Source organism: Pantoea sp. Tr-811, assembly GCF_011752535.1.
Classification (GTDB): Bacteria; Pseudomonadota; Gammaproteobacteria; order Pseudomonadales; family Pseudomonadaceae; genus Aquipseudomonas.
Genome location: NZ_VWXJ01000004.1, coordinates 159906 through 178831 on the forward strand (window position 1 = coordinate 159906; position 18926 = coordinate 178831).

Consider the following 18926-nt stretch of genomic DNA (forward strand, 5'->3'; position numbering starts at 1 on the left):
CAATATCGAACAGATTATCCACAGACCGACTAACAGTCATTGTGGGCAAATCCAAACCGCCGCGGCGGTACTCCCATCAGAAGCCTTCGATTTGGCCTGGTCATTTTTTGTCCAAATCGATGCAGCCCATGCCCTGCAGGGCCTACGACCATGCACCAACACTTTATCCACACGTTGACGAACAGATTCCGTGGGCAAATTTGCGACGTAGCTGACATTTTTACCAGTTTCGCTGGTTTGCCATCTGTGATGGAGTAGTGGCCATTATTTTGGCACTACCCTAGGAGCTACTTATGCACAGCCGCCTCACAGGCACTGTGAAATGGTTCGATGACGGCCATGGGATGGGGATAATCAGCGCCGAGGGGCAAGGTTGGGATTACTTGGTACTGCGCTGTGCGACGGGGGATGGGGGGCTGCTGGCGGGGGAGCGGGTGTCGTTCGAGCCGGTGAGCGAGGGGTTGGCCAATTGGGCGTTCAACGTCGTGCGGCAGTAGTGTTGCCTGATAATCCAGCCCTACTGGTCCCATGGAACAAATCGGAAATATCTGATTTAACAGAGAATCCTTGTAGGAGCGGGCTTGACCCGCGAAGCCAGCACCGCGGTGCGGGGCACCGGCTGCGCCGGTGTTCGCGGGGCAAGCCCGCTCCTACAGGTAATTGCGGCGCGACAGCGCAGCTCGCAGGGGCGGGGATTTTTTACAGGGGGCCTTAGCGCAGCACGCCCTCTTCCACCAGCAGCTTGAGTATGGCTTCTGCACCTTCCTGTGGAGAAACATCCTTCAGCACCTTGCCGCCGCCACCGCTGGCCTTGGCCGTTGCCGCCTTCATCCGGTCCGCACCGCTCTTGGCCTTGATGACCTTGAGCCGCTTGGGCCTGGGCCGTGCCGGCTGCAGTTCGGCTTCGGCCAACAGTTCGTCCTCGACGATCGCCACATTGCGCGCCGCCAGCACACCCCGGCGGGCAGGCCCAAAGGCGCTCTGGCGCGGCTTGGGCGCGGCGTTATCCACAGTCGCCAGCAGCGGCAGGCGCACCTTCAACCGGCGCCGCTGGCCCCGTGGCAGCGCCTGCAGTACCTGGGCGGTACCGTTGTCGATCGACTCCACTTCCGCCAACCCCACCACCAACGGCCAACCCAGCTTCTCGGCCAGCAAAAACGGCAGCATGCCCGAACCTTCACCGGTTTCCGCCTGGCTGCCGGTCAGCACCAACTGGGCGCCAGCATCGCGCAGGTAATCGCCCAGTACCCCAAGCACATCGGCACCGGCCGGCTGCTCCAGCACATCCAGGTGATCCAGGCCCATGCCCAGGTAGGCGCGCAAGGCCTCTTCACGCGGGTCGCCGGCATGCACCACCTGCAAGTTATCCCCCGCCAGCTGCAACCCCAGCTCCACCGCCCGCGCATCCTGCTCGGCGCGGCGGGCGCGGCCGGAGCTTGGGTGGGCACCGATGGAAACCAGGCTGATCACTTTCGTACTCATGCTCGTGCCCTTATGCCGCGTCGCGCTGGCCGCCGCTGCGGAAGTTGTCCACAGCCTCGATCAGTGCCTTGAGAATCGCCGAACTGTCGCCAATCACCGACAGGTCCGCCCGTTTGATCATGTCGCAGCCTGGGTCCATGTTGATCGCCACCACCTTGTCGCAGGCGCCGATACCCTGCAGGTGCTGGATCGCCCCGGAAATGCCCACCGCCACATACACCCGCGCGGTAACCCAGGTACCCGTGGCACCCACCTGGCGGTTGCGCGGCATGAAGCCGTCGTCCACCGCCACCCGCGAGGCACCTTCGGTAGCACCGAGGGCGGCGGTGGCCTGGTGATACAGGGCCCAGTCCTTCACGCCATTGCCGCCAGAAACGATGAACTCGGCCTCGGCCATGGCGATGGTCGCCGGGTCGACGGCCACCGAGCCCAGGTCCTCGATGCGCGACAGGCTGCGCGGCACGCTTGTGGACAACTCCACCGGCAACGCTTCGTGGCGGGTTTCGCTGACCGGCTCGGCGCATTCCGCCGCGCCCAGAATCAGGCGTGGCACGGCGCGTTGCAGGTCTTGCTGGCCAGCACCGGCGCGGCCGATGCACTGGTCGTCCTTCACTTGCCATACCCGCGTGGCCGGGCGTTCGCCCAGGGCCGCCGCAAAGCGCCGGCCCAGTTCGCCACCGCCGCTGCGGCTGTCGGGCAGCAACCAGTGGCGGGGGGTGAACTGGTTATCCACAGCGCGCAGGCCCTGCACCAGTTGCTCCGGTGCATAGCCTTCGAACGCTTCGCCTTCGATCACCAGCAGGCGGTCGACACCGGCTGTGGCGAAGTTGCTTTCCTTGTGTTCACCGAACACCACGGCCAGCACGGCGCCGTCGCTGCCCGCCAGGCTGTGGGCAAGGCCGAGCAGGTCGCGGTCGTGGCTGCTCAGGCGGCCACCCACCATGTCGGGCACCACGGCGACGTAGAACGCTGGCGCCGGGACTTGGTGCAGCGGCAACTGCACCTCGGCCGCCGCCGTACGCCGCCCGCCGACACCGGTGCCCTGCTGGGCGCCGCTGCGGTCGATGCGCTTGAGGCCTGCCGGGCCAATGAAGCCTGCGGCCAGGGCATGGGGGTTCTTGCGCAGCAGGCCGTTGGGGCCCATCCAGCGCGTTTGTTGCGTTTGCATGGCCGCGTGCAGCGGGTGCAGGCGGTTACGGGCGATCCACTCGGCGCGTGGGTCGCGGCGGATAATGTCGCTCATCAGTGCACCTCCGCAGGTTCACGTTTAGCCGTTTGCGGCTTTGCCGCGGCCGGTGCGTCCGCTTCGATCAACACATCGGCCACCAACTCGGCCAAATCCTTGATCTGCGGGCGCGGTTCGACCACGCCTTCGAGCATCGCGGTGCATTGTGGGCAGCCCACGGCCACCAGCTCGGCCTCGGTTTCGCGGATATCGTCCATGCGCATGTCTGGAATGCGCTGCTTGCCGGGGATGTCGGTGATCGGCGCGCCGCCACCGCCGCCGCAGCAACGGGAACGGAAGCCCGAGCGCTGCATCTCGCGTACTTCGATGCCCAGTGCCTTGAGCACCGCACGCGGCGCTTCATACTCGCCGTTGTAGCGGCCCAGGTAGCACGGGTCGTGGTAGGTGACGCTGCCGCCCTTGTGCTGGCCGAGGTTGAGTTTCTTCGCCTCGATCAGTTCGGCGATGTAGGTGCTGTGGTGCTGCACCTGGTAGTCGCCGCCCAACGCCCCATACTCGTTCTTGAGCACATGGAAGCTGTGCGGGTCGCAGGTGACGATGCGCTGGAAGCGGTACTTGGCCAGGGTCTGGATATTGCGCTTGGCCAGTTGCTGGAAGGTCGCCTCGTCGCCCAGGCGGCGCGCCACGTCGCCGCTGTCGCGTTCTTCCAGGCCGAGCACGGCAAAGTCCACGCCCGAGGCCTTGAGCACCTTGACGAACGAGCGCAGGGTGCGTTGGTTGCGCATATCGAAGGCACCGTCACCGACCCAGAACAGCACCTCGGTGGCCTTGACCTCAGACAGCAACCGCAGGTTGAGGTCGGCCGCCCAGTTCATCCGCCCGCCTGGGGCGAAGCCGCCGGGGTTGTCGGTGGCGATCAGGTTGTCCAGCACTTCGGCGCCCTTGTTCGGGGTGGCGCCTTTTTCCAGGGTGAGGTGGCGGCGCATGTCGACGATGGCATCGACGTGCTCGATCATCATCGGGCATTCCTCGACGCAGGCGCGGCAGGTGGTGCACGACCACAGCGTCTCGGCGTCGACCAGGCCATTGACGATCGGCTGGTGCGGATGGCCGCCATGCTCGCCAATTGGCTTGCCCGGGTACGGGCTGCCGGCGAACTGCGCGTCGGTGCCACCGGCCAGGCCGATGACCATGTCCTGAATCAGTTTTTTCGGGTTCAGCGGCTGGCCGGCAGCGAACGCCGGGCACATGGCCTCGCACTTGCCGCACTGCACGCAGGCGTCGAAGCCCAGCAGTTGGTTCCAGGTGAAGTCTGCTGGTTTTTCCACCCCCAGGGGTGCGCTTGGGTCTTCCAGGTCCAGCGGTTTCAGGCCGGTGGAACGGCCGCCGCCGAAGCGTTCGGCGCGGCGGTGCCAGGCCAGGTGCAGGGCACCGGCGAAGGCGTGTTTCATCGGGCCGCCCCAGGTCATGCCGAAGAACAGCTCCGACACGCCCCACAGCACGCCCAGGCCAAGAATGCCGACCATCACCCAGCCGCCAGTATCAGCCGGCAGAATGCCGGCCACCGGCAAGGTGGCGATGAAGAAGCTGGCGGCGAACACCAGCAGGCTTTTCGGCAGGCGCATCCACGGGCCCTTGGACAGGCGCGCAGGCGGGTTCAGGCGGCGCTTGAAGACGAAAATGGCGCCGCTGAACATGATGATCGTGGCCACCAGCAGGGCGTAGCTAAGGATCTTGCTCTGCAGGCCGAAGCCGTGCACCAGGATCGCCAGCGCGGCCGACAGCACGAAACCGCCGGCGGTGGCCACGTGGGTCTTGGACATGTACTTGTCGCGCTCGACCACATGGTGCAGGTCCACCAGGTAACGCCGCGGCATGGCCAGCAGGCCGCCGACCAGGTTGACCTTGGAAGGCCGGCCCCGCCGCCACATGCGCACCCGGCGCAGGGCGCCGAGCACCGCCAGGCCAAGGGCAGCGAACAGCAGGATGGGTAGAAGGGTGTTCAACATGGGAGGCTCCCACAACAGCTGGATTCTTGCGCCACTCTCAAACGCGGCGCGGACCCCTGTAGGAGCGAGCAGCGCTCGCGATAGCGGCCAAGCAGACAACCAGGTTGCCAGGGCCTACGCCATCGCGAGCTTCGCTCGCTCCTACAGGGGGGCCTGTCCCGCCTCTACAAAGACGGGGCGATCAGAAGTCCTTGCACAGGCGCAAGGCGTCGTAGATCGCCGCATGCACGTTGCGCTGGGCCACGCAGTCGCCGATGCGGTACAGCAGGTAGCCCTCGCCCGGCTGGCTGAGGATCGGCTGTGGCTTGATGGCGAACAGCGCCTCCACGTCGATCTGGCCCTTGTTGCGCGAGCCGTCCTTGAGCGCGTAGTACAGCTGCTCGTCCGGGCGCACGCCGTTCTCCACCACCACCTGGTCGACCACGCGTTCTTCCTTGGCGCCGGTGTATTCGTTCTCCAGCACCGCCACCAGCTTGTCGCCCTCGCGGTAGACCTTTTCCAGCATCATGTCGCCGGTCATGATCACTTCCTTGGGGTACATGCTGCGGTAGTAGGTGGGGAAGGTGGTGCCGCCCATGGCCACGCCCGGCTTGATGTCGTCGGTGACGATCTCCACCTGGCTGCCCTTGTCGGCAATGAAGTCGGCCACCGACATGCCGGTGAATTCGCAGATGGTGTCGTACACCAGCACGTTCTTGCCCGGTGCCACCTTGCCGTCGAGCACGTCCCAGCTGCTGACCACCAGCCCTTCGGCGACGCCCCAGTGCTCGTTCTGCTCAAGGAACGAATGCCCACCCACGGCCAGCACGATGATGTCTGGGCGCAGGTCCTGGATGGTTGCCACATCGGCGGCCGTGCCCAGGCGCAGGTCGATCTTCAGGCGGGCGAACTCCAGCTGGTACCAGCGGGTGATACCGGCAATCTGGTCGCGCTGCGGGGCCTTGGCGGCGATGGTGATCTGCCCGCCAATCTGCTCCTTCTTCTCGAACACGGTCACGTCATGGCCACGTTCGGCAGCCACTCGGGCCGCTTCCATGCCAGCAGGGCCGGCGCCCACGATCACCACCTTGCGCTTGGGCCCGGTGGTTTTCTCGATGATGTGCGGCACGCCCATGTATTCACGGGAAGTGGCGGCGTTCTGGATGCACAGCACATCCAGGCCCTGGTACTGGCGGTCGATGCAGTAGTTGGCACCGACGCACTGCTTGATCTGGTCAACCTGGCCCATCTTGATCTTGGCGATCAGGTGCGGGTCGGCGATGTGGGCGCGGGTCATGCCGACCATGTCCACGTAGCCGCCTTCGAGAATGCGCGTGGCCTGGTTCGGGTCCTTGATGTTCTGCGCGTGCAGCACCGGAACCTTGACCACTTCCTTGATGCCAGCCGCCAGGTGCAGGAACGGCTCCGGCGGGTAGCTCATGTTGGGGATGACGTTGGCCAGGGTGTTGTGGGTGTCGCAGCCCGAGCCGACCACGCCGATGAAGTCGATCATGCCGGTGGCGTCGTAGTAGGCGGCGATCTGCTTCATGTCCTCGTGGCTGAGGCCATCGGGGTGGAACTCGTCACCGCAGATACGCATGCCCACGCAGAAGTCGTCACCCACTTCGGCGCGCACGGCCTTGAGCACTTCCAGGCCGAACTTCATGCGGCCTTCGAAGCTGCCGCCCCACTCGTCGGTACGCTTGTTGACCCGTGGGCTCCAGAACTGGTCGATCATGTGCTGGTGCACGGCCGACAGTTCCACGCCGTCCAGGCCGCCTTCCTTGGCCCGGCGCGCGGCTTGCGCGTAGTTGCCGATCACCCGCCAGATCTCTTCCACCTCGATGGTTTTGCAGGTGGCGCGGTGCACCGGTTCGCGGATGCCCGAGGGCGACATCAGGGTTGGCCAGTTGAAGCCGTCCCAGCGCGAGCGGCGGCCCATGTGGGTAATCTGGATCATGATCTTGGCGCCATGCTTGTGCATGGCGTCGGCCAGGTTCTGGAAGTGCGGGATGATGCGGTCGGTCGACAGGTTGACCGACGACCACCACTCCTGCGGGCTGTCGATGGCCACCACCGACGAGCCGCCGCAGATCGCCATGCCGATGCCGCCCTTGGCCTTCTCTTCGTAATACTTCACATAGCGGTCGGTGGTCATGCCGCCGTCAGTGGCGTAGACCTCGGCGTGCGCGGTACTGAGCACACGGTTGCGGATGGTCAGTTTGCCGATCTGGATCGGCTGGAACATTGCTTCGAATGCCATGACGCTCTCTCCGGCTTACAACGGCTTTGTAACGAACAGGCCATCTTCGTGGCCTTCTTCCGACCCGCCGTACACCTGTTCGGCCACGGTGCGGATCGAGCTGCCGCGGGCAGCGAGAATCTGGTCCATGGCACCGGCGAACCAGCCGGTGAACATGTAGTCGACCTTGCGCCCGCACTTGCCGTACACGTACACGAAGGCCGAGTGCTTGAGCTTGACGCTGCAGGTGCCTTTATCCAGGTCGATGTCCTGGATTTCGAACAGGCCCCAGCCACGTTGGCTCAGGCGCTTCATGTAGTGCTCGAACACCGCCACGCCTTCCAGGCCATGGCATTCGGCTTCCTTCTCGCACCAGTGCCAGGCGGACTTGTAGCCGGCCTTGTAGAGGATTTCGGCGTAGGCGTCGGCGCCCAGCACTTCCTCGATGCCGATGTGGTTGTTGACGAAGAAATGGCGCGGCACGTACAGCATCGGCAGGGCGTCGCTGGTCCAGACACCGGTTTCGCTGTCGACTTCGATTGGCAATTGCGGGGCGATCTTGGCCATGGAAACTCAACTCCATAAAATTTTTATGTGGGTGCCCCGGCGTTGCTGGCTGGGGCTATCAGGCTTGGAGAGCGGCTTACTCGCCCCAGACGTCCTTGAGGACGTTGACCCAGTTCTCGCCCATGATCTTGCGTACCACGCGCTCGGAATGGCCGCGCTTGAGCAGGGTCTCGGTGAGGTTGGGGAATTCGCCGACGGTACGAATGCCCAGCGGGTTGATGATCTTGCCGAAGTTGGTCAGGCGGCGGGCGTAGCCCTTGTCGTGGGTCAGGTACTCGAAGAAGTCCTGGCCGTGGCCCTGGGTGAAGTCGGTACCGATACCGATGGCGTCTTCACCGACGATGTTCATGGTGTACTCGATGGCCTCGGCGTAGTCGTCGATGGTCGAGTCGATGCCCTTGGCCAAGAACGGCGCGAACATGGTCACGCCAACGAAGCCACCGTGGTCGGCAATGAACTTCAGTTCTTCGTCCGACTTGTTGCGCGGGTGTTCTTTCAAGCCCGACGGCAGGCAGTGGGAGTAGCAGACCGGTTTTTTCGATTCGAGGATGACTTCCTCGGAGGTTTTCGAACCGACGTGGGACAGGTCGCACATGATGCCGACGCGGTTCATTTCCGCCACGATCTCGCGGCCAAAGCCCGACAGCCCGCCATCACGCTCGTAGCAACCGGTGCCCACCAAGTTCTGGGTGTTGTAGCACATCTGCACGATGCCCACGCCCAGCTGCTTGAACACGTCTACATAGGCAATCTGGTCTTCGAAGGCGTGGGCGTTCTGGAAACCGAAAAGGATGCCGGTTTTGCCCAGCTCCTTGGCCTTGCGGATGTCGGCGGTGGTGCGCACCGGCATCACCAGGTCGCTGTTGTCGCGAATCAGCTTCTGGCTGGCGGCGATCTGGTCGACGGTGGCCTTGAACCCTTCCCACACCGACACGGTGCAGTTGGCCGCAGTCAGCCCGCCCTTGCGCATGTCCTCGAACAGCTCGCGGTTCCATTTGGCAATGATCAGGCCGTCGATGACGATGCTGTCGGCGTGAAGTTCGGCTGGGCTCATCAGGCTGTCCCCTTTTATTCAGTTGGGCTCGCCGAACCTTGTGCCGGCGCTTTGGGGCCAGCATATGCCTGTGCCCAAAGGCGCCCCGATGCAAAAACGACAGGGGGTTTGCCGAAAGCGTCAATGCGCGACATCGCACCCTCTGGCACGGCGCCTGGGGATGCGAGACAGTCGCGATAACGACATGCGTAGCTGTTTGATGAACATTTCGTCAGAGAGCTATCGTCTTCTCGGCGGCTGAGCGAGAATCCTGCCGATTCGTCAGCCTGTTAAGGAGAAAACGGATGAGATCGATGGCATGGCTGGTGTTGCTGGCCGTGGTGACCGGCGCTCACGCCGGCGAGGAAGAAAGTACGCCGTGCGACAACGTCGAGAGCGACCAGCAGACTTTCGCCTGCGCGGCGTTCAACAAACAGACCGCCGAGCGTGAATTGAAGTCGGCCTATGATGACCTGATCCAGCGCATTCGTGACCAGTACGCCGATGATGGCGACAACGCCAAGGCCCTGGTCGGGCGCATGGAGGCGGCCGAGAAGCTGTGGACGCAACTGCGCGATGCCGACTGCAAGGTCGAAACCTATGCCGAGAAGGCCGGCAGCAAGGCGTTGCAGGCGGCGTGGGATACCTGCGTGGCGCAGCGTAGTGATGACCGTTCGGAGTACCTGCAGTCCATCGGCCAGCAGTAAGCCTGCACTGGCCGCAAGCCCGCTTGTAGGAGCGGGCTTGCCCCGCGAAGAGGCCGGCACCGACAAACATCAAACCACCCGGGCCAACCGATCCTCCCGCGGGCACCGCTGAAACCGCGCCCGGTAACACCGGGTAAAATACGAAGCCGACTCGAACCCGCACGCCACGGCCACTTCCAGCACGCTCATGTCGGTCTGGCGCAATAGCTGGCGCGCCTTGTCCAACCGAATCCGCAGGTAGAAGCCACTGGGCGTGTCGTCCAGATGCAGCCTGAACAAACGCTCCAACTGCCGCCGGGTCACCTGCACCGCTTCTGCCAGCAGCTGGGTATTGAGCGGCTGTTCGACGTTGCGCTCCATCTCGCCAATCACCTTCACCAACTTCTTGTTGCTCAGCCCGTACCGGCTGGCGATCTGCATGCGCTGGTGATCCTGGCGTGGGCGAATGCGCCCGAGCACGAACTGCTCGGACACCTGCACCGCCAGTTCACTGCCGTGGGCCTGGCCGATCAGGTCGAGCATCAGGTCGATCGAGGCAGTGCCCCCGGCACAGGTGATGCGCCGGCGGTCGATTTCGAACAGCTCCTGGGTGACCTGCAGGCGCGGGTAGCGCTCCTTGAAGGCGTCCAACGCTTCCCAGTGCAGGGTTGCGCGGTAACCGTCGAGCAGGCCGGCTTCAGCCAACACCACCGGGCCGGTATCGATGCCGCCCAGAATCACGCCGTCATGGTCGAGCCGGCGCAAGGCCTGCTGCAACGGCGGCCCATAGCAGGCCAGCGGCTCGAAGCCGGCGACGATCAACAAAATCCCCCCAGGCTCCCCCTCCCCCAACGCGCCATCGGCATTCACCGACATGCCATTGCTGGCCTGCACCGCGCCGCCATCCAGGCTCAGCACACGCCACTGGTACGACGGCCCCTTGAAGCGGTTGGCTACCCGCAGCGGTTCCAGGGCGCTGATGAAGCCCATCGCCGAGAACCCCGGCAACAGCAGGAAATGAATCAATTGCGGCATTGCGTGCTCCACGGCTGAAGGTGGTCGCCACCGTGCAAATGTTGGTCGCCAGGGTGCGAATTTCTGCCCTGGCAGCAGCGTAGCGTGTTCACACGGCCCAAAGAGGCCGGCCCCATAAAAATGTTCTGCCGATGGAGAGCCACCATGTCCCGCTTGATCCGCCGCAGCCTGTTGTCCCTTGCCGTGACCTGCATGGTCGCCACCCCGCTGTTCGCCGCCGAGCCTGCCACCTGCAAGAACGTGCGCCTGGGCGTGGTCAACTGGACCGACGTCATCGCCACCAGCGCCATGGCCCAGGTACTGCTCGACGGCCTGGGCTACCAGACCAAGCAGACCAGCGCCTCGCAGCAGATCATCTTCGCCGGCATTCGCGACAAGCGCCTGGACATGTTCCTGGGTTACTGGAACCCGATCATGACCCAGACCATCACCCCGTTCATCGACGCCAAGCAGGTCAAGGTGCTGGACAAACCCAGCCTGGAAGACGCCCGCGCCACCCTCGCCGTGCCCAAGTACCTGTACGACAAGGGCCTGAAGACCTTCGCCGATATCCAGAAGTTCGAGAAGGAACTGGGCGGCAAGCTCTACGGCATCGAACCTGGCTCCGGTGCCAACACCCAGATCAAGGCGATGATCAGCAAGAACCAGTTCGGCCTGGGCAAGTTCCAGCTGGTGGAGTCCAGCGAAGCCGGCATGCTCGCCGCCGTCGACCGCGCCGTGCGGCGCAAGGAGGCGGTGGTGTTCTTCGGCTGGGCGCCGCACCCGATGAACGTCAACATCGACATGGCCTACCTGGGTGACAGCCAGGATGCCCTGGGCCCGGATGAAGGCCGCGCCACGGTGTGGACGGTGACCGCACCCGATTACGCCGAAAAGTGCCCCAACGCCCACCGCCTGCTGGCCAACCTGACCTTCAGCGCCGAGGACGAGAGCCGCATGATGCAGCCACTGCTCGACCACAAGGACGCCCTGGCTTCGGCCCGCCAGTGGCTCAAGGACCACCCCGAGGACAAGGCTCGCTGGCTTGAGGGTGTGACCACCTTTGACGGCAAGCCTGCGGCGGACAACCTCAAGCTTAGCGCCAACTGATCCGGCCCTTTCGCGGGACAAGCCCGCTCCTACAAGTCATGCGTTTGTCAGGGGATCTTCGATCCCCTGTAGGAGCGGGCTTGCCCCGCGAAAGGGCCCGCACAGACAACCCAAGGAACCACGCCATGAACCACGACGTCATCATCACCTGCGCCCTCACCGGCGCTGGCGACACGGTCGCCAAGAGCCACCTGGTCCCGGTCACCCCGAAACAGATCGCCGAATCCGCCGTGGAAGCCGCCAAGGCCGGCGCCACTGTGGTCCACTGCCACGTCCGCGACCCCGAAACCGGCCGTTTCAGCCGCGACGTGGCGCTGTACCGCGAAGTCATGGAGCGCATCCGCGAAGCCGACGTCGACATCATCGTCAACCTCACCGCCGGCATGGGCGGCGACCTGGAAATCGGCCCGGGCGAGTCGCCCATGGAATTCGGCCCAGGCACCGACCTGATCGGCCCGCTGGAGCGCCTGGCCCACGTCGAGGCACTGCTGCCGGAAATCTGCACCCTGGACTGCGGCACCCTCAACTTCGGTGACGGCAACGCCATCTACGTCTCCACCCCGGCGCAGCTGCGCGCCGGTGCCAAGCGCATCACCGAGCTGGGGGTGAAGGCCGAGCTGGAAATCTTCGACACCGGCCACCTGTGGTTCGCCAAGCAAATGATGAAGGAAGGCCTGCTCGACGACCCGCTGTTCCAGCTGTGCCTGGGTATCCCGTGGGGCGCGCCGGCCGACACCACCACCATGAAGGCGATGGTCGACAACCTGCCGGCCAACGTCACCTGGGCCGGCTTCGGCATCGGCCGCATGCAGATGCCGATGGCCGCCCAGGCCGTGCTGCTCGGCGGCAACGTGCGCGTGGGCCTGGAAGACAACCTGTACCTGGACCGTGGCGTGCTGGCCAGCAACGGCCAGTTGGTGGAACGCGCAGCAGAGATCATCACCCGCATGGGTGGCCGCGTGCTCAGCCCGGCAGAAGGCCGGGAAAAGATGAACCTCAAGCGCCGCTGAACCCCTCAGGAGACCGACATGCCCTTCATCACCAACATCAAGACCTTCGCTGCCCTGGGTAGCGGCGTGATCGGCAGCGGCTGGGTTGCCCGCGCCCTGGCCCACGGCCTGGACGTGATCGCCTGGGACCCGGCGCCCGGCGCCGAGCAGGCCCTGCGCAAGCGCGTTGCCAATGCCTGGCCGGCCCTGGAAAAACAAGGCCTGGCCCCGGGTGCATCGCCAGAGCGCCTGCGCTTCGTGGCCACCGTCGAGGAATGCGTGCGCGAGGCCGACTTCATTCAGGAAAGCGCACCAGAGCGGCTGGACCTCAAGCTCGACCTGCACGCGAAAATCAGCGCGGCCGCCAAGCCCGACGCGATCATCGGTTCCAGCACCTCGGGGCTGTTGCCCAGCGAGTTCTACGAGTCGGCCACCCACCCCGAGCGCTGCGTGGTGGGCCACCCGTTCAACCCGGTGTACCTGCTGCCGCTGGTGGAGATCGTCGGCGGCCAGCGTACCGCCCCCGAAGCCATCGAAGCAGCGAAGACCATCTACACGGCGCTGGGCATGCGCCCGCTGCACGTGCGCAAGGAAGTGCCCGGTTTCATCGCCGACCGCCTGCTCGAAGCGCTTTGGCGCGAAGCCCTGCACCTGGTCAACGATGGAGTGGCCAGCACCGGTGAAATCGACGACGCGATCCGCTTCGGCGCGGGCCTGCGCTGGTCGTTCATGGGCACCTTCCTCACCTACACCCTGGCCGGTGGCGACGCCGGCATGCGTCACTTCATGGCCCAGTTCGGCCCTGCACTGAAACTGCCCTGGACCTACCTGCCAGCGCCAGAGCTGACCGACAAGCTGATCGACGATGTGGTCGAAGGCACCGCGCAGCAGCTGGGCGAGCGCAGCATTGCCGCGCTGGAACGCTACCGTGACGACACCCTGCTGGCCGTGCTGGAAGCGGTGAAAACCAGCAAAGCCAACCACGGCATGGCCTTTGGCGATTAAGGAGCGCGCGATGCCAGCACTGATTACCTACCGCACCCAGGTCCAGGAGGACTGGGTGGACTACAACGGCCACCTGCGCGACGCCTTCTACCTGCTGATTTTCAGCTACGCCACCGATGCCTTGATGGAGCGCATCGGCCTGGATGCCGACAGCCGGGGGCAGAGCGGGCATTCGCTGTTCACCCTGGAAGCGCACATCAATTACCTGCACGAGGTGAAGCTGGGCAGCGAGGTGTGGGTGCAAACACAGGTCATCGGGTTTGATCGCAAGCGCCTCCATGTGTACCACAGCCTGCACCGCGCCGGGTTCGACGGGGAATTGGCGGCCAGTGAGCAGATGCTGTTGCATGTGGATCTGGCCGGGCCGAAGTCGGCGCCGTTCTCGGCACGGAGCCAGGCGTTGCTGGGGCAGTTGTTGGAGCAGCAGCAGGGTCTGGCCGCTGCCACCTACGTCAAACGGGTGATTGGTTTGCCGGCGGTGGGATGATTTGAGGGCCTCTTCGCGAGCTGCGCTCGCTCCTACCGGGGTCTTGTGCCCATAAAAAAGCCCCGGAAAGCCGTGAGCATCCGGGGCCAAGAGCGAGCAACATCCACTGTGCATGAATGAGGGTGACCAAACCCTCGTGGACCGTGAATGGCTGCAGTCTGCTGGCTTCGGCGCGTGTGCAATTAGCCGGGAGCGACCTGTTCTTAGCCAAACCAGCCATTGCGACATTCTGCCCTTGCGAGGCTGTCGCTGCGGACACAGAATCGGTCGTAAACAACAGCAGCACTCTCGTCGTGAAAAAGGGACAACAGCCATGATGCATGCGGATTTGATTGACCAGGACGACCTGGCAGGCCACCTGCGCGCGCGCGGGTTCGACATTCCGGCCGGGGCCAGCGCCGAGCAGGCCTGCGAGGCGGTGGTGCGCGGGTTGACCGAGCCCAATGCGCGGGCGCTCAAGGGCATGGTCGAGCAGATGTATACCGGCAGTGCGACCATCCTGCCGGCCGTGCGCCAGGCCATCGACAAACAGCTGCTGCCGGCGTTGGCCCAGTTCAGCAGGCGCGCCTGAGTTCTCCTGTTCCGGCCTCTTCGCGGGGCAAGCCCGCTCCTACAGGAAGTGTGCACAACCTGTAGGAGCGGGCTTGCCCCGCGAAGAGGCCGGCACCGACTTACACAAACTCCGCCTGTTTCTCCAACTCAATGGTCCGGTCAAACAACCCAACCAGCCCTTCCTGATGGCTCACCCCGACCACCGTACACCCGGGCAACTCCCGCCGAAGCATCGCCAGCAACTCCCGCGCACTGCCCAGGTCCAACTGGCTGGTCGCCTCATCCAGGTACAGGGTATCGGGCCGATACAGCAACGCCCGCGCCAGGCTCAAACGCTGCTGTTCACCGCCTGAAAACACCCGCTCCCATTCCTGCTCGTCATCCAGTCGCCCGGCCAGCCCGACATTCGCCAATGCCTGCTGCAACAGCCGATCATCCACCCCGCCAACCTGTGGATACACCAACAGCGCACGCAAGCTCATGCGTGGCAGGTAAGGCTTCTGCGGCAGCAACAAACTGCGCCCTGGCGGCAACTGCCATTCACCCAGGCAATACGGCCACAACCCCTGCAACGTGCGCAGCAGCGTCGACTTGCCCAGCCCGCTGCGCCCGCCCAGGCGCACCCATTCCCCCGGCCCTACGCGCAGGTCGCGGGCATCGAGCAATACGCCGCCATCAGGCTTGCACAAGCGCAGCCCCTGGGTGCACAGGCATTCCCCCTGTGGCGCTGCCAGCAGCTGCTGGCGGCTGGCAGCAATGGCCTGCTCGAACTGCTCCAGGCGCTGCAGCGCCGCGCTCCAGCGCACCAGCTTGGTGTACAGCTTGATGAACCAACTGAGCGAGCCATGCACCGCGTTGAACGCACTGCGAATCTGCATCAGCCCACCCAGGGTGATGGCCTTGGCCATGAACGCCGGCAAGGCGGCGAACACCGGAATGATCAGGCTCAAACGCTCGTAGGAAACCGTGAACAAACTGAGGTTGCGCTCGCGCCCCATCAACTGCCGCCAGTTGTCGGCGATGGCGCGAAAACGCCCGGCAAGCTGTTCGCGTTCCACCGCCTCGCCGCGGTACAGGGCGATCTGCTCGGCGTGGTCGCGCTTGCGCAGCAGGCTGGCACGGAAATCCGCCTCGCGGTGTTCGCGCTCGTAGTTCAAAGCGTGCAGCGGCTTGCCGATCAGGTGGGTCAGCACGCTGCCCACCAGGGTATAGGCCAGCACGATCCACACCAGGTACCCATGCACCGTGAACGTCTCGCCGAACAGGCTGAACGTCTGCACGCCCGACAGGCTCCACAGGATCACCACGAAGGCGCCAACCTGGGCCAGGTTGATGACCAACGACGCCACCAGCTCGATACTCAGGCCCACCATCAGGTCGATGTCCTGGGCGATCCGCTGGTCGGGGTTGTCCGGCTCGCCGGCCAGGCCCAGGCGGTAGAAGGCCTGGTCGGCCAGCCAGGCATCGGTCAGGCGCCCGGTCATCGCCTGGCGCCAGCGCAGTTCCAGCCCTTTGCGCAGGTAGTCCATCACCACGACGATCAGCACGTAGCTGCCCAGGTACAGCCCGTACTCGCCGACCAGGCCATACAGCCCGCCGGTGTCGAACGCCGCCAGGGTGTCGTAGAAGGTCTTGCTCCAGCTGTTGATCAGCACGTTGATCTGCACCACCAACAGCCCCAGGCCGATCACCGCCGCCAGCATCAGCCAGGCCGGCCATTGCTGGCGGCAGGCCCAGAATGGGCGGCTGAGCCGGTAGAACGCGCGCAAGGCCTTCACAGCGCCTGCTCCAGGGCAGTTGGCGACGGCAGCAGGCGCAGTTGCACCTGATTGCCACGTGGGAACAGCTCAAGGGCCTGCTGCTGCAGTTCAGGCAGGGTCAGGGCCTCGGGCAGCAGGGCTTGGGTTTGCAGGTAGCGCGGGTCGTGCCAGTGGCGGTCGCTGAGGACCAGGCGCTTGAACTGGGTTTGCGGGTCGTCGCGGCGCTTGCCTTCCTGGCGCAGGAACTCGGCGCGCTCGGCCACCAGCCAGTGGGCATCGGGCTGCAGGTTGGCCAGGGTCTTCTGGGCCATGGCCCACAGCTCATCGACTCGCGCCGGGTCGCAGGTAAAGCTCAGGCTGCTTTCGATGCGCTGGGTGTCGGCATTGAGCTCGGTGTCGAAGCGCAGGCGGTAGACACCCGACGCCTCGCCCCGCAACTGGGCTTTCAGGCGTTGATTGGCCAGGTCGCGCAGCAGCGATACCCGCGCCGCCGCCTCCGGGCTCCAGGCATGGGGTTGGAAGCTGCTGGCCTGCAGCACTGCACGCGGTTCCAGGGCAATGGCCAGGTCTTCGCGGCGCTGGCCCGGCTGCTGCAAGGCCGGCTGGGTGGCCACGGCCTGCTGCCGAGGAATGGTTGCCAGCGCCTGGCGCACCAGGGGTTCAAGCTGCTGCGGGGTGGTGTCGGCCATCAGGTAGTAGGTGACCGGGGCGCCAGACAGGCGCCGCCAGTCTGCACTCAGCTGGCCAACCGTGAGCCCTTCCAGGCTGGCGATATCCGGGGCCTGCCAGTAGTCGGCGCCGTATGTCAGCGTGCGCTGCACGCGCTCCTGCTGCTCACGCACATCGCCCGGGCGGCTGCGCAGGCGCGCCAGCATTTCATCACGGGCCTCGTCGAACACGGCAGGGTCGACGCTCACCCGTTGGCTCATCCGATAGCTCTGCAAGAGGAACAGGAACTGCTCCGGGGCAGCGGCCAGGTTGAGCTGCAGGCGTTGCGGCTGGTGGTCGAGGCTGAGCGTGGCGCGTTGCTGCTGGCGCCAGTCGGCCAAGGCTTTTGGGTCCATGCCCGGTGACGGGCTAAGCAGCGCCAGTTGGGCAGCCATCTGCAGGCGCCAGGCCGGTGCGCCCTGCTGCTGGTAGCCAGCAGAGGATTCCGCCTGCAGCAACCACTTGCCTTCCGGGCCATTGCGCTTGAGCCAGACCAGGCGATCACCGTTGCTCAATTGCCAGTGCTCCACCTGCTGTTCAGGGAAAACCTGGCGCCCGGTGATATCGGCCGCTGCCGCCAGTGGCGGCATCACTACCTTGGGCCGCGCGGCGGCAACCGGCACCTGCTGGGCCGGGGCGCCGAGGGCACGGCCGGCCAGCTCGGCCTGCAGCGCCTGCACCTGGGCAACGCTTGGCAGCGTCACCTCGGTATTGCCCGGGGCACTGACTTGCAGTACCCGGTCGGGGCTGGCCAGCCAGCGGCGCATGCGGGCATCCAGGTCGCTGCGGCCGATGCTGCCCAGCACGTCGAGGTAGCGCTCGGCGATGGCCTGGCGCTCGGTGACCGCATTGCCCTGCACTGCCGCGTTGTTCAGTTGTTCGACCCACTGCTCGAAGGTGCGCGGCGCTGTATTGGCCAGGGTCTTGTCACCGAGCCTGCGGATTCGCTCACGCTCGCGCTGCAGGTCCGCCTCGCTGAAGCCGTGCTGGCGCAGCCGTTCGATCTCGGTCAGCAACTGCTGCAGCGCCTGGGCGTGGGCCTGGCCTTCGACGGCGGCGGCGATGCCGAGTACCGCCGAGTGTTCGCCAATCAAAGTTTTCTGCACGATCAGGCTGCGCACCCCTGGCTCGCGCGGCTGGCGGCGCAAGCTGTCGAGCATCGCAGCCAGGGCCATGCGGTCGATCAGCCGCTCGCGCAGGGCGGCACGGGTGGTGCCGCGGCTGTCCGGTTCGTGGGAACGAAACAGCATCGCCACCTGGTTGCTGCCCGACTGGGTGTCTTGCAGGCGGAACACCTTGAGCGTGTCGTCCAGCGGCAGCTCACGCTGCTCACGGCTGGGGAGCTTGCCGGGCTTGGCCGAACCGAAGGCCTGCTCGATCTGCGCCAGCATCACCTTGGGGTCGAAGTCGCCCACCGCCGACAACACCATGTTGTTCGGCAGGTACCAGCGGCCCTGGAAGGCCTGCAGGCTGGCCAGGCTGGCCGAGCGAATCGCCGCCTCGTTGCCGATGGTGCGGTGGCCGGGGTAGCGCGAGCCAGTGCGCTGGGAGGCGGTGCGTTGTTCATTCATGCGCTGCGCCACACCCAGGCCGCCGCGCCATTCCTCGATCACGATCGGCCGCTCGCGCTCCAGGTCCTGGGCGTTGTAGTCGCGGGCGAAGGCCAGGTCGGCCAGCGCCTGCAGGGCCTGGGGCGCCTGGCGCACACCGGCGGGCGGGCCGATCAGGTACTGGGTACGCTCGTAGTTGGTCACCGCATTGAAGTGGCGGCCCTGCACCCAGCCCAGGCCGGTCATGCGCTGGCGCAGTTGCTGATCGCCGCCGGCGCGGCTGTGGAAGGCCAGGTGTTCGACCATGTGGGCGACGCCGACCTGGTCGTCGGTTTCGTCCACGGAACCGGCCTGCACGGTCAGGCGCAGGTCCAGCCGGCCCGGCTGCGAGGTTTCCCGCACCAGGCGGTAGGCCAGGCCGTTGGCCAACTGGCCCTGCACCACCTGGGCATCCCAGGGCAGCGGCGCGTCGGGTTCGGGCACGGCGGCGCACGCGCCGAGCAGCAGCGGGCCGAGCAGGCCCGCGATGAGCTTGTTCATCAGGTTATCCACGGTTTTTTTATGGGG

The 18926-nt window shown here is 65.3% G+C and carries 16 protein-coding genes; 7 read left to right on the forward strand and 9 right to left on the reverse strand.

Features of this window, described 5'->3' with window-relative positions; genetic code table 11:
- Window positions 1–293 precede the first annotated feature (293 nt).
- Window positions 294–497: a cold-shock protein gene (locus tag F3J44_RS07765; protein WP_167271535.1), complete on the forward strand. Its 204-nt coding sequence runs from the start codon at window positions 294–296 to the stop codon at window positions 495–497.
- A gap of 214 nt (window positions 498–711) precedes the next feature.
- On the opposite strand, the gene F3J44_RS07770 is transcribed toward F3J44_RS07765, so the two are convergent.
- From F3J44_RS07770 to F3J44_RS07795, 6 genes are all read right to left on the reverse strand, one after another.
- The gene (locus F3J44_RS07770; RefSeq protein WP_167271536.1) at window positions 712–1482 is read right to left on the reverse strand and encodes an electron transfer flavoprotein subunit beta; all 771 of its coding nucleotides are present in this window, start codon (window positions 1480–1482) and stop codon (window positions 712–714) included.
- Window positions 1483–1492: 10 nt separating this feature from the next.
- Window positions 1493–2725, reverse strand: a complete 1233-nt coding sequence (locus F3J44_RS07775; RefSeq protein ID WP_167067531.1) for an electron transfer flavoprotein subunit alpha/FixB family protein — start codon at window positions 2723–2725, stop codon at window positions 1493–1495.
- Window positions 2725–4677 carry a dimethylglycine demethylation protein DgcB gene (gene dgcB, locus F3J44_RS07780; protein WP_167271537.1) on the reverse strand — a complete coding sequence of 651 codons (1953 nt, stop codon included), beginning with the start codon at window positions 4675–4677 and terminating at the stop codon, window positions 2725–2727. The genes F3J44_RS07775 and dgcB overlap by 1 nt, the downstream gene beginning before the upstream one ends.
- A 181-nt stretch (window positions 4678–4858) precedes the next feature.
- Entirely contained in the window at window positions 4859–6919 is a 2061-nt protein-coding gene (gene dgcA / locus F3J44_RS07785) for a dimethylglycine demethylation protein DgcA (RefSeq protein WP_167271539.1), read from the reverse strand.
- A 15-nt stretch (window positions 6920–6934) separates the two neighbouring features.
- Complete coding sequence (locus F3J44_RS07790; RefSeq protein WP_054891724.1) at window positions 6935–7465, reverse strand: DUF5943 domain-containing protein; 531 nt, start codon at window positions 7463–7465, stop codon at window positions 6935–6937.
- Between the two features lie 76 nt (window positions 7466–7541).
- Window positions 7542–8519, reverse strand: coding sequence for a dipeptidase (locus F3J44_RS07795; protein ID WP_016497618.1), 978 nt, complete (start codon window positions 8517–8519; stop codon window positions 7542–7544).
- Between the two features lie 284 nt (window positions 8520–8803).
- Between F3J44_RS07795 and F3J44_RS07800 the strand changes: the two genes are divergently transcribed.
- The gene (locus F3J44_RS07800) at window positions 8804–9205 is read left to right on the forward strand and encodes a lysozyme inhibitor LprI family protein (RefSeq protein ID WP_167271541.1); all 402 of its coding nucleotides are present in this window, start codon (window positions 8804–8806) and stop codon (window positions 9203–9205) included.
- A gap of 69 nt (window positions 9206–9274) precedes the next feature.
- Here F3J44_RS07800 and F3J44_RS07805 read toward each other — a convergent pair whose 3' ends face one another.
- On the reverse strand, window positions 9275–10219 hold the full coding sequence (locus tag F3J44_RS07805; RefSeq protein ID WP_167271543.1) for a GlxA family transcriptional regulator: 945 nt from the start codon (window positions 10217–10219) through the stop codon (window positions 9275–9277).
- A gap of 144 nt (window positions 10220–10363) precedes the next feature.
- On the opposite strand from F3J44_RS07805, the gene choX reads away from it, so the two are divergent.
- From choX to F3J44_RS07830, 5 genes are all read left to right on the forward strand, one after another.
- Window positions 10364–11308, forward strand: a complete 945-nt coding sequence (gene choX, locus F3J44_RS07810; protein ID WP_167271544.1) for a choline ABC transporter substrate-binding protein — start codon at window positions 10364–10366, stop codon at window positions 11306–11308.
- A gap of 125 nt (window positions 11309–11433) precedes the next feature.
- The gene (locus F3J44_RS07815; RefSeq protein ID WP_084942015.1) at window positions 11434–12318 is read left to right on the forward strand and encodes a 3-keto-5-aminohexanoate cleavage protein; all 885 of its coding nucleotides are present in this window, start codon (window positions 11434–11436) and stop codon (window positions 12316–12318) included.
- Between the two features lie 18 nt (window positions 12319–12336).
- A complete protein-coding gene (locus F3J44_RS07820) occupies window positions 12337–13302 on the forward strand; it encodes an L-carnitine dehydrogenase (protein WP_167271546.1) in 966 nt (321 codons plus the stop codon).
- Between the two features lie 10 nt (window positions 13303–13312).
- On the forward strand, window positions 13313–13789 hold the full coding sequence (locus tag F3J44_RS07825) for a thioesterase family protein (protein ID WP_167271548.1): 477 nt from the start codon (window positions 13313–13315) through the stop codon (window positions 13787–13789).
- Between the two features lie 313 nt (window positions 13790–14102).
- The gene (locus tag F3J44_RS07830) at window positions 14103–14360 is read left to right on the forward strand and encodes a hypothetical protein (protein ID WP_159412923.1); all 258 of its coding nucleotides are present in this window, start codon (window positions 14103–14105) and stop codon (window positions 14358–14360) included.
- A gap of 100 nt (window positions 14361–14460) precedes the next feature.
- On the opposite strand, the gene F3J44_RS07835 is transcribed toward F3J44_RS07830, so the two are convergent.
- Together F3J44_RS07835 and F3J44_RS07840 are read right to left on the reverse strand one after the other, a co-directional pair.
- The gene (locus F3J44_RS07835) at window positions 14461–16119 is read right to left on the reverse strand and encodes an ABC transporter ATP-binding protein/permease (protein ID WP_167271550.1); all 1659 of its coding nucleotides are present in this window, start codon (window positions 16117–16119) and stop codon (window positions 14461–14463) included.
- Window positions 16116–18899, reverse strand: a complete 2784-nt coding sequence (locus tag F3J44_RS07840) for a M16 family metallopeptidase (RefSeq protein ID WP_167271553.1) — start codon at window positions 18897–18899, stop codon at window positions 16116–16118. Before F3J44_RS07840 ends, F3J44_RS07835 begins: the two co-directional genes overlap by 4 nt.
- Between the last annotated feature and the right edge of the window lie 27 nt (window positions 18900–18926).